The organism is Bifidobacterium sp. UTCIF-39 (genome assembly GCF_006408715.1).
Lineage (GTDB): Bacteria > Actinomycetota > Actinomycetes > Actinomycetales > Bifidobacteriaceae > Galliscardovia > Galliscardovia tissieri.
Window position 1 is genome coordinate 67,643 of sequence record NZ_JEOG01000011.1, and the last position, 10,896, is coordinate 78,538.

General features: G+C 60.0%; 4 protein-coding genes and 2 pseudogenes. 5 read left to right on the top strand and 1 reads right to left on the bottom strand.

The window, feature by feature from the left end:
- The first annotated feature begins 44 nt into the window (after positions 1–44).
- On the top strand, positions 45–1,286 hold the full coding sequence (locus EP30_RS06375; protein ID WP_140557100.1) for an AGE family epimerase/isomerase: 1,242 nt from the start codon (positions 45–47) through the stop codon (positions 1,284–1,286).
- A 436-nt stretch (positions 1,287–1,722) separates the two neighbouring features.
- Positions 1,723–2,775 (top strand): ketol-acid reductoisomerase, encoded by a 1,053-nt coding sequence (gene ilvC, locus EP30_RS06380; RefSeq protein WP_094664099.1) that lies wholly within the window; start codon positions 1,723–1,725, stop codon positions 2,773–2,775.
- Between the two features lie 409 nt (positions 2,776–3,184).
- Here the strand turns inward: ilvC and EP30_RS06385 are convergent.
- Positions 3,185–4,087, bottom strand: a pseudogene (locus EP30_RS06385) (DUF559 domain-containing protein); the annotation flags it as partial.
- Between the two features lie 312 nt (positions 4,088–4,399).
- Here EP30_RS06385 and EP30_RS06390 point away from each other — a divergent pair.
- From EP30_RS06390 to EP30_RS06400, 3 genes and pseudogenes are all read left to right on the top strand, one after another.
- Positions 4,400–4,636, top strand: a pseudogene (locus EP30_RS06390) (glycerate kinase); the annotation flags it as partial.
- A 408-nt stretch (positions 4,637–5,044) separates the two neighbouring features.
- The gene (locus EP30_RS06395; RefSeq protein WP_140557118.1) at positions 5,045–5,974 is read left to right on the top strand and encodes a glycerate kinase; all 930 of its coding nucleotides are present in this window, start codon (positions 5,045–5,047) and stop codon (positions 5,972–5,974) included.
- A 352-nt stretch (positions 5,975–6,326) separates the two neighbouring features.
- A complete protein-coding gene (locus EP30_RS06400) occupies positions 6,327–9,212 on the top strand; it encodes a prolyl oligopeptidase family serine peptidase (RefSeq protein ID WP_258185399.1) in 2,886 nt (961 codons plus the stop codon).
- Positions 9,213–10,896: the final 1,684 nt, after the last annotated feature.

Here is a 10,896-nt window from a genome sequence, read left to right on the forward strand (position 1 = left end):
GAACTACGGAAGAACTAAGGAAGAACTACGGAAAGGAATCATCGATGACCTCCATTACGAACGCCGCATACCGGCTCGGCACCTCTGAAAACCGCGACTGGCTCAACACGCAGCGTGACAGTCTCATGAACTTCGGCCACGCCTTCCCCTCGCCGACCGGCGGCTCCTACTGGCTTGGCGACGACGGTACCCCGTGGAAGGACCGCAACCGCGAGACGTGGATCACCTGTCGCATGACCCACGTCTACGCGCTCGCCGCATTCGTCGGCCATCCGGGTGCCGAGGAACTGGTCGACGCCGGACTCAAGGGACTCAAGGGCGAACTGCACGATGACGCCAACGGCGGCTGGTACGCCGCGGTCACCCCCGAAGGCGGTCACATCGGCATCAAGCAGTGCTATGCGCACGCCTTCGTACTGCTGGCCGCATCGTCCGCCACACTGCTCGGCCGGCCGGGTGCCGCCGAACTGCTCGCCGACGCCCAGCAGGTGTTCCTCACGCGCTTCTGGGACGACGAGGTCGGCCTGTCCGTTGATACGTGGAACGAGGACTTCACCGAACTCGACCCGTACCGTGGCATCAACGCCAACATGCATTCGGTCGAGGCGTTCCTCGCGGTGGCCGACGTCACCGGAGACGAATCGTGGCGTGAACGTGCCGGCCGTATCATCGACCATGTCGTCGGCTGGGCCGAAGGCAACGGATGGCGCATTCCCGAGCACTTCCACGCCGACTGGAGTCTCGATCTCGAATGCAACGCCGACCGGAAGGACGACCAGTTCAAGCCGTACGGCGCCACTCCGGGCCATGGCATCGAATGGGCGCGACTCATTACCCAGTACGCGCTGAGCGCCGGACTGGCTGAATCACGCAAGGCGCAGCTGGTCGACGTCGCCGAGCAGCTGTTCCAGCGTGCCGTCGCCGACGGTTGGGACGCCGACGGTGCGCCCGGCATCGTCTACACCACCGACTGGCAGGGCGCGCCGGTCGTGCATGACCGCATGCATTGGACGCTTGCCGAGGCGATCAACACGTCGTCCGTGCTGGCGCATGTGACCGGCCGTGCCGAATACGCCGACTGGTACGCCACGTTCCTGCAGTATGCCGACAGCACGGTGATCGACCACGTCAACGGATCCTGGTTCCATCAGCTCGATCGTGACAATCGCCCGATCGGCACGGTATGGCCGGGCAAGTCCGATCTGTATCACGCCACGCAGTCGATGATGATTCCGCTCGCTGATCCGTCGTTGTCCATTGCGGTGGCTGCCCAGCAATCTCGCTAACCGTCCCATACGCCGCTCTTCCTTAGTGTGCTCGTTAGTGTGATCACACTAACGAGCCAGACTGCCCGAAACCGTTGAAATTCCAACAACTCCATTTGTTAGTGTGATCACACTACGTGAGGGCGGCGTACGGTATGTGGGCACTGTCTTGATTGTTGGGATTCTGAGGTTGTTGGGATTCTGACGGGGTTGAGTGCGGATGGCTCAAGTGTTCGCCCACGTTGTGGACGGGAATGTGACGGAAGCGACATTATCTGTAGGATAGTGGGCAGTTTGCAGGACAAAATCCTCAGATGAGATCGTCTGGGTGAGTGATATATGCGATTCGTACGGGAGTCGCGACGATCACGATCGGACAAACGCGCGTCACGACACGGTGCGCGCGGCGCTCTATGCGCAACCACAACAACATTCGCAGTAGTTAAGGAGTGCTTACATGGCTGCACAGATCTGGTACGAGAACGACGGCGATCTGTCCGTTCTCCAGGGCAAGAAGGTTGCCATCATCGGTTACGGTTCCCAGGGTCACGCTCACGCGCTGAACCTGCGTGATTCCGGCGTTGACGTGGTGGTCGGTCTTCGTCCGACCTCCAAGTCCGTGGAGTTCGCCAAGGAGCAGGGTCTCGAGGTCAAGTCCGTCGCTGAGGCGTCCGCCGAAGCCGACGTGATCATGATCCTGGCCCCCGACCAGTACCAGCGCACCATCTGGGCCAACGACATCGAGCCCAACATCAAGCCGGGCGCTGCCGTTGCCTTCGCTCATGGTTTCAACATTCACTACGGCTACATCAAGCCCACCGAGGATCACCCGGTGTTCATGGTTGCCCCGAAGGGCCCGGGTCACATCGTGCGTCGTGAGTACGCCGCTGGTCGTGGCGTCCCGGTGGTTGTGGCTGTGGAGCAGGATCCGCGCGGTGACGGCTGGGACCTGACCCTCGCCTACGCCAAGGCTCTCGGCGCTCTGCGCGCCGGCGCCATCAAGACCACCTTCAAGGAAGAGACCGAGACTGATCTCTTCGGCGAGCAGAACGTGCTCATGGGTGGCGTGAACAAGCTCGTCGAGATGGGCTTCGAGGTCCTCACCGACGCCGGCTACCAGCCGGAGATCGCCTACTTCGAGGTCTGCCACGAGCTGAAGATGCTCGTCGACCTGATGAACGAGGGTGGTCTGAACAAGGCCCGTTGGTCCTGCTCCGACACCGCCCAGTACGGCGACTACACCAACACCGTGATCAACGAGGACTGCCGCAAGCGCATGGAGTACCACCTGGCCCGCATCCAGGACGGCTCCTTCGCCAAGGAGTTCATCGACGATCAGGACGCCGGCGCCCCGCACTTCAAGGAGCTGCAGGAGAAGTACTCCAACGAGCGCATCGAGACCGTCGGCCCGAAGCTGCGCGCCATGTTCTCCTGGAACAAGGATGGCGTGAAGGACGCCGACGAGGCCAACTCCTTCACCGGCAAGATCGCCCGCGCCCAGGTGCAGTGATTTCACTCGCATAGCACCATTCGTTTCGTTACGTGGGCCGCGTATGTGTTACGTGGGCCGTGCGCGGCCCAACTAACAAAACGTCGAAATCGTTGAAATTGCAACGTTTTCTATATTATGTTACGTGGGCCGTACTCGGCCCAGCTAACGGCCCACGTAACGTTCTTGCCAAATTCGTGAGCTTGATCAATTCGTCTTCAAGCCGGCTCAGGGTTCAGTTTCCACTCGCATCCTGTCGCTGAACTCGTTTTCGTTGCCGCATCTTACGTTGGCGTTCCCTGTTCGCCGCATCTCGCTCATCGTTGAGCAGTGCCCGGTACTCTGGTATCGGTTGTCCAGAGACCTCCACATGCAGTGCCTTCCCGACTCGTAACGCAAAATGATTGCGTCCGTCGGCGGTCAATACATCGTCCGCAAACACGACGATCACGGTATATCCCATGGAACGTAACGCCTGACGTTTTCGCTCATCCCATCGATATTGTTTTTTGTCAACGCGATGCGCATCGCCATCATATTCAATGATTATGCGCTGTTCCGGATAGGCCATATCCACTGTTGCTGTCCAATTCAGCTCGGGAATGTAGATTCTCCACTGGGTTTGCGGTCGCGGCAGTCCCACTTTCATCAGTGCAAGAACGGCTCGGGCCTCCATCGGGGAATCTGTGATCGTGGAGAGGAATGGCAAGGCGGCGCGGCACCTGTTTTTCCCGACAAATTCACCGGTCCGATTGAGAAACGTCGTAATGTCGTTCGTCGTGATATGTATGGGGCAAGCTGTCGCGCGTACAATGGCATCGGCCTGAACGATCACTTCAACCTGACTGAGATGTCTGGACAACGCGGCCCACGTAACGAGCGGGTGGGTGCAGATGATCGGTGTGTTGTTGACGACGAATTGAATATCGCTGAAATCCTTTTGGCGTATCGCGGTGTCATGCCAAACGATGTATCCGGTGTCATGGCGACTCGGTCGTTGTCTGCGGTTGTCATACATCACTTGAAATGTGAAATCACGCAGTCGAGGGCACCATGGGGTTTCGAGATAACAGAGTTTAAGCGCTGTCGTACCAGTGTAAACGAGCTGATGATTACGTGTTCTTCGAGTGAGATGGTCGTAGCACTGCTGCAGCATGGTTTGCTGTTCTTGAATCAGTGATCGCGCAAGATAGTTGCGGACGATGCCGTGAGTGACAGGCGCGGCTATGCGTGTCGTTGGATTGCTCGTTGAATGACTGTTTCCGGATGTGTTCGTTCGCTGATATCGGTTCATATCGGCGAGCGTAAACGGGTTCGCATCATCGTGCCACATGGTCTGCAGAGAATGTGGATAAGTGGAATAACTGAAAAGTTGTCCACATTCGCACGAGTTCTGTCTTCCTTCTGTCTGCTCCACTTACTTACGTCGTCTCTCCGCGCGGTCTCGCCATTGTTATTCATTACGTGGGCCGCGGTACGTGTTACGTGGGCCGTGCGCGGCCCAACTAACAAAACGTCGAAATCGTTGAAATTGCAACGTTTTTTATGTGGCGTTACGTGGGCCGTGCGCGGCCCAACTAACGGCCCACGTAACGAACTTGCCTAGATGGACTCGTAAGTTGGGTAGCGATTGGAGGAGTCGTTAATGAAGTTTGTTATCGCGCCGGATTCGTTCAAGGGTTGCATGACGGCCAAGACCGCTGCCGAGGCCATACGTGAGGGACTGTCGCGAGTGTTTTCCGACGCCGAATATGTGATGGTGCCGATGGCGGACGGCGGCGAGGGTACGGTGCAGTCGCTGATCGACGCCACCGGGGGAGTGCTGCGGCAGACACGTGTACTTGACCCATTGCAGCGCGAAACCGTTGCGGCATATGGGCTGTTGGGTAATACTGACGGTGTTGGTAATGCCGACGGTGTTGGTAATACTGACGGTGTTGGTGATACCGACGGTGCTGATGACGTTGCCAATATTGCCGATGCTGCCAATATTGCCGATACCGACGGTGCTGACGATGCCGAGACTCCGACCGTATCCTCGGTTCCTGTGTCATCCCTAAGCTCGACGACTTCCGTACTATCCCCGGTTTCCTTGGCACCTGAATCTACCGCGATCACAGCATCCCAGGTCTACGCGACCGCTCCAATTGTCCCGGCTTTCCCAACCGCCGCTTCGTCTCCAGTTCTTGCAACCCCAGCTGCCGCAGTAGCTTCGGTTCCTGTACCATTCCCAAGTTCGGCGGCTGCCGTAACCCCAATCGCCCCGACCACAGAGACCGAGATCGAGACCATGGCATCCGAGGCATCCCCGTCTGCGCGGCATCCTATCGCCGTCATCGAAATGGCCGCCGCCAGTGGCATCCAGTTCGTAGACGACACCACCAAAAACCCGTTGGTCACTACAACGTACGGCACCGGTCAGCTGATTCGTGCCGCACTCGACGACGGTGCCCGCACCATCATTCTTGGCGTGGGTGGTTCCGCCACCAACGACGGCGGTGCCGGCATGGCCGAGGCGTTGGGCGCACGCTTCCTTGACGCTACGGGCAACCCGATTCCTCGTGGCGGCGGATTCCTCGACCGGCTGGCGTCCATCGACGTGTCCGGTGTGGACCCGCGTCTCGCAGACACCACCGTGCTGATCGCCTGCGACGTGACCAATCCGTTGATCGGCCCCAACGGCGCATCCGCAGTGTTCGGCCCGCAGAAGGGCGCCACTCCGGAGATGGTCGAACGACTCGACGCGAACCTGACTAATTACGCCGCAGTCATCGCACACGATCTCGGCATCGATGTCGCCCATGTGCCCGGTGCCGGTGGTGCCGGCGGTCTGGGCGCGGGACTGCTCGCGTTCACCAACGCCGCCATGCGGTCCGGCGCGGAGATCGTTGCGCAAACCGTACGACTAACCGAGCGCGCGGCGGACGCCGACTACTGCATCACAGGCGAAGGCGGCATCGATTTCCAGACGCAGTACGGCAAGACACCGATGGGTGTGGCAAGGGCCGTGCGTCGCGGCAATCCGCAGATCGGCGTGATCGCGCTCGCTGGATACGTGGGAGAGGGTATCGATCAGCTGTACGATCTGGGCATCGACGCGGTGTTTGGCATCGTTCCCGGCGCGCAAACGCTGGCGCAGGCGCTTGCCGACGGTCCGGCGAATCTGTCCCGTACCGCCGAAAACGTGGGTCGTCTGATTCGGCTCAGGCGTAGTCGTTAGCGGTCCTGTGGAGACGGTGACACCATGGTGACGATGACATTGTGGCGACAGTGACACTGCCGACGGCTCGTGTTCGTTCGATGTCCCGCCGTCTGGGGTGCGCCAGCCGCCAGCCAACCCTGGTCCGCCAGTCAACCCAGTCAGTCCCTCCCAATCGGTCAGTCAACCAGCCGACAGTCATGAACCGTCGTCTCACCTGTCCGTCGGCCCACTGACTCGTCAACACGCCTGACCGTGTCCATGCTTTGCGTGCCGAGACGTGCGTAATCATCCGCTTATCGGCATAATGGTTTGGGGTTCATTTATGGTGAGGTGTGTGACTATGACCGAACAGCAGACGACTGATGACATGATGACTGACGACGTGACCGCGGTGCCCGGCGACGGCCCGGCGACGGCAACGTCCGAAACGATTCGTGCCGCAATCGCCGCGTATCCGCGAGCCAAGGCGCGTACACAGCGGTTCTCGCTTGGTGCCCCGCGCTCGGCGACTGTGCTTGACGACGGTTCTCACGCGTTGTTCCTGCGTTCGCACGGTCCCGAAGACGACGTCACCTGCCTGTGGCTGAGCTGGTTCGACAGCGCGGGCAATCATCATGAGACGCTGTTGGCCGATCCGCGGACGCTGCTGTCGTCCGACAACGGCAATCCCGGCAACGGCAACGGCAACGGTCGCGCCGCCGCCGATGCCGATTCCGACGACATCCCCGACGAGGAGAAGGCCCGCCGCGAGCGCGCCCGTGAATCCGCCGACGGCATCGTGTCGTACAGCGTCAACGATTCCGGCAATCGCGTGGTGTTCACGGTCGGCGGCCGTCTGTGGCTGACCACGTTCGTCTTCGATGGTGATATCGAATTCATTGACGACGTTGAGCGCCAAGAACCCGATATCATGCTGGAAAACGTTGATTTTTCAAACTTTGCGCGCAATGACAATGACGGCGATAACGGGTTCGACGAGTCGGGATTCGATCCCGATGATCCCGTCCGTAATGATCCCACGCGTGACGATTCCGCCCGTGACGATTCCGCGGCAGCCGCGGCAGCCGCCGACGCAGCAGCCGGTCGCACCGCCCCGGTTCGTGTGACCGTAGAGGATGGCGAGCTCCACGCCGTTACCCGCGAACTCGGCGACACCTGGTACGTGTCCGCCATGGCCATCCGCGGCCACCGCAGCCGTCTGTTCCGTCCGGTGCTCAATCCGCGCATCTCCCCGGACGGCCGTCTGGTCGCCTACACCACCGGTCGCATGATCAACCTCGTGGTGATCGGCGAAGACGGCCAGCCCGACGACGAGCGCTCGGTGTGCGGCGTATCCGACGATCCGAATGTCACGGTCGGTCTGGCGGAGTTCGCAGCCGGCGAGGAGATGGACCGTTACGAGGGCTTCTGGTGGTCGCCGGATTCGCGCAGTCTGCTGATCGAACGTGCCGACGAGTCTCCTGAGCCTTTGTGGCATATTTCCGATCCCGCCAACCCCGCCAAGCCCGCGCAGTCACGACACTATCCGCAGGCGCTTACCCGGAACGCGGACGTGCGTCTGTTCCGTTTCGACATCGGTTCCGCCGACCATCGCGCCGGCAACATGGCGTTCGCCAGCGTGGAGGACCTGCCCGAAGTGTGGTGGGACCGTCGCGGCTACGAATATCTGGCCGACGTGCATTGGAGTCGTGGCGGAGACCCGCTGCTGCTTGTGCAGAATCGTCGTCAGACCGCCGATCAGGTGCTGGCGATCAAGCCCGAAGGCAGTGATCCGCATGTGGGATTCGCCTCGCAACACAACATTCTTGACGGGTTTTCCCTCGCCGTGGATGGCGATTCGTTCACCGGAGAGGAGTCTGCGAAGCGTTGGCTGCCGACGAGCACATTGACAGTGAGTGGCAGTCGGTATTGGCTGGATCTGATCCATGGCTGTCCCACATGGACGCCGGGTGGTCGACTGATCACCGCCATGCCCGACGAGGAGACCGATACCATGCGTCTGGCGGTGGACGGTCACGCGTTCACTCCCGCCGGCTGGCAGGTCCTCGACGTACTCGACGTGACCGACCATGATGTGCTTGCCCGCGCCACCCGTGATGCGCGCGCTGTGGACGTGGTGAGCTTCCCGCTGCCGGAGGACGGGCAGGAGTTCATCGGCTCGTATTGGCAGGAGCTGACGGATGATCATCGCATCGACGCGCAGAACGGGGGTGCCGGTCCGAATGACGCCGGCGGTTTCGGCAACCGTTTCGCCATCGATTCCGCGTCCGACGGATGTCCTGAGCCGATTGTGATGAATACGGAAACGGGCGTGTGGACGGCTTCGCGCTCCGGCAACGGCATGATTCTGTTCGGCCGGACCATGCATGACGACCGCAGCGTGATGCTGCACATGTTCGGTGCGAACGCGGACAGCGGATACTCTGCGATCGTGGCCAATCACGCCGACGTCCCCGGATTCACGCCGCGTACTGAATTCGTACGACTGGGCGAGCGCGGCATGTATGCGGCGATCACGCTGCCGTCCGAGTCCAGCCCGTACGCGCATGCGGAGAAACTGCCGGTGCTGATGAAGCCGTATGGCGGTCCGATGCATCGTGAGGTCATGTTCAGCCGTTCGTATTACTGGGATTCGCAGTGGTGGGCCGACCAGGGCTTCATCGTGGTATCGGCCGACGGTCGTGGCACCGGCGCGCGCGGTCTGCACTGGGATCATGCCATGTTCGAACGATTCGATCTTGCGTTGGATGATCAGATCGATGCCGTTCACGCACTGCCCGAGGCCATGGCGTCACTGCCGCAGTCCCGCGCCGATTGCGGTGTTCCCGAGCCTGACCTCGATCATGTGGCCATGATCGGCTGGTCGTACGGCGGATATCTGTCCGCACTGGCCGTGCTGCGTGCGCCCGACGTGTTCCATGCCGCCTGCGCCGGTGCCCCGCCCACCGATTGGACGCTGTACGACACGCATTACACCGAACGGTATCTTGGCTTGAACCCGACCGTGTATGAGCGCAACAGTCTGATCAAGGACGCGCCGAATCTGCGTCGTCCGCTGCTGCTGATCCACGGTTTCGCCGACGACAACGTGACCGTGGCGAATTCGCTGAGGCTGAGTTCCGCACTACTGGCCGCCGGTCGTGAACATACCGTGCTGCCGTTGACCGGCATCACGCATATGACGAACGATGAGACCGTGGCCGAGAACCTGCTGCTGTTCCAGCGCGACTTCCTCCGCAAGGCGCTCGCCGAGTGAAACTGCTTCGATAGTCCATGTGGATCGTCGGGCTGGTCAGGGAAAGTGTTGCGATAGTCCTCTACGAACTGTTGCGATAGTCCCCGAAACTGCTTCGATAGTCCATGTGGTTGGGAAGCGGCGTGTGTTCTTGGCTTTGGTATGTGGTACGGCCGCCTGAGCCGGAAGAATCGCTGCGATGACGCACTGTGACGGTGGCGTTGGGTTTCCGCTTTACTTCGATAGTCCATTATCGGAGAGGGAACGACGTGAAAAGTGCTTCGATAGTCCACTAGGGAACCGGCCTGACAAGGCCAGAGTGTTGCGATAGTCCCCGAAACTGCTTCGATAGTCCACTACCGAAGTGTTGTGATAGTCCCCTATCGGGTGGTGGAGGATTGCGGGATTGCTTCGATAGTCCACTGGGCCGAGCCTCAAACTGCTTCGATAGTCCATGTGGTTAGGTGGTGTGGTTTTCCGGTTCTGGCGTGTGCTGTAAGCCCGCCTGAGCCGGGAGAATGGTTGCGGTAGTTCGCTGGGGATGCAATTGTGGGCCCCTGAATTACTCCGATAGTCCATGTGGATCGTCGGGCTGGTCAGGGAAAGTGTTGCGATAGTCCCCGAAACTGCTGCGATAGTCCACTAGGCTGAGCCTCAAACTGCTTCGATAGTCCATGTGGTTGGGAAGCGGTGTGTTCTTGGTTTTGGTGTGTGCTACGGCCGCCTGAGCCGGAAGAATCGCTGCGATGACGCGCTGTGACGGTGGCGTTGGGTTTCCGCTTTACTTCGATAGTCCATTATCGGAGAGGGAACGACGTGAAAAGTGCTTCGATAGTCCACTAGGGAACCGGCCTAACAAGGCCAGAGTGTTGCGATAGTCCCCGAACTGCTTCGATAGTCCACTACCAAAGTGTTGTGATAGTCCACTATCGGGTGGTGGAGGATTACGGAACTGCTTTGATAGTCCATGTGGTTGGGAAGCGGCGTGTGTTCTTGGTTTTGGTGTGTGCTACGGCCGCCTGAGTCGGAAGAATCGTTGCGATGACGCGCTGTGACGGTGGCGTTGGGTTTCCGCTTTACTTCGATAGTCCACTACCAATGTGTTGCGATAGTCCCCTAGGGGGTGTCTCATTAGGTGTGTAACTGGTCTTGGCTGCCATCGGCCGTGACAGGTGTCTGGCCGTGTTGCTTCCGGGGGCGGACTTAGGAGGGGTGATCATGATCATGGTGGCAGGGAATGAGATATGGGCGCCTGCCGTCATTCCCTGCCAAAGGGCGTGGCAGGGAATGACAATACGAGATTTTCTGTCATTCTCTGCCACGAAATTCCGTCATATTTGCACGTAAATCCGGCGGATATGGCGTGAAATCCGTCGTTTTCCCGGTCCTGGGTGCGGCAACGGCTTGATGGCCGTGGCAGAGAATGCCGTTGGAGCCGGTTTCGCGTGTTCTCTGCCAGACAATCGTGGCAGAGAATGCGCACAGCGCCCTGCTGATCATTGTGTGGCAAGAAATCGTGGCAGGGAGCGTCGATTCGGGCGGTGCCGTCGTTCTCTGCCATGGCCCGTGGCAGAGAATGCTCCGCGTGGGGGTTTCGCCGTTCCGTGCCACGCCTTGCGGCAGGGAATACGCCGATCCGCTATTCGTCCGTTCCTGTGTTTTGTCAAGTTGGGGTGGGCCGTTTCGGCGTTTCTTTTGGTCCGTT

Coding starts and splice junctions, on each gene's coding strand:
- EP30_RS06375 (WP_140557100.1), top strand. CDS start 45: ATGACCTCCATTACGAACGCCGCATACCGGCTCGGCACCTCTGAAAAC.
- ilvC (WP_094664099.1), top strand. CDS start 1,723: ATGGCTGCACAGATCTGGTACGAGAACGACGGCGATCTGTCCGTTCTC.
- EP30_RS06395 (WP_140557118.1), top strand. CDS start 5,045: ATGGCATCCGAGGCATCCCCGTCTGCGCGGCATCCTATCGCCGTCATC.
- EP30_RS06400 (WP_258185399.1), top strand. CDS start 6,327: ATGACTGACGACGTGACCGCGGTGCCCGGCGACGGCCCGGCGACGGCA.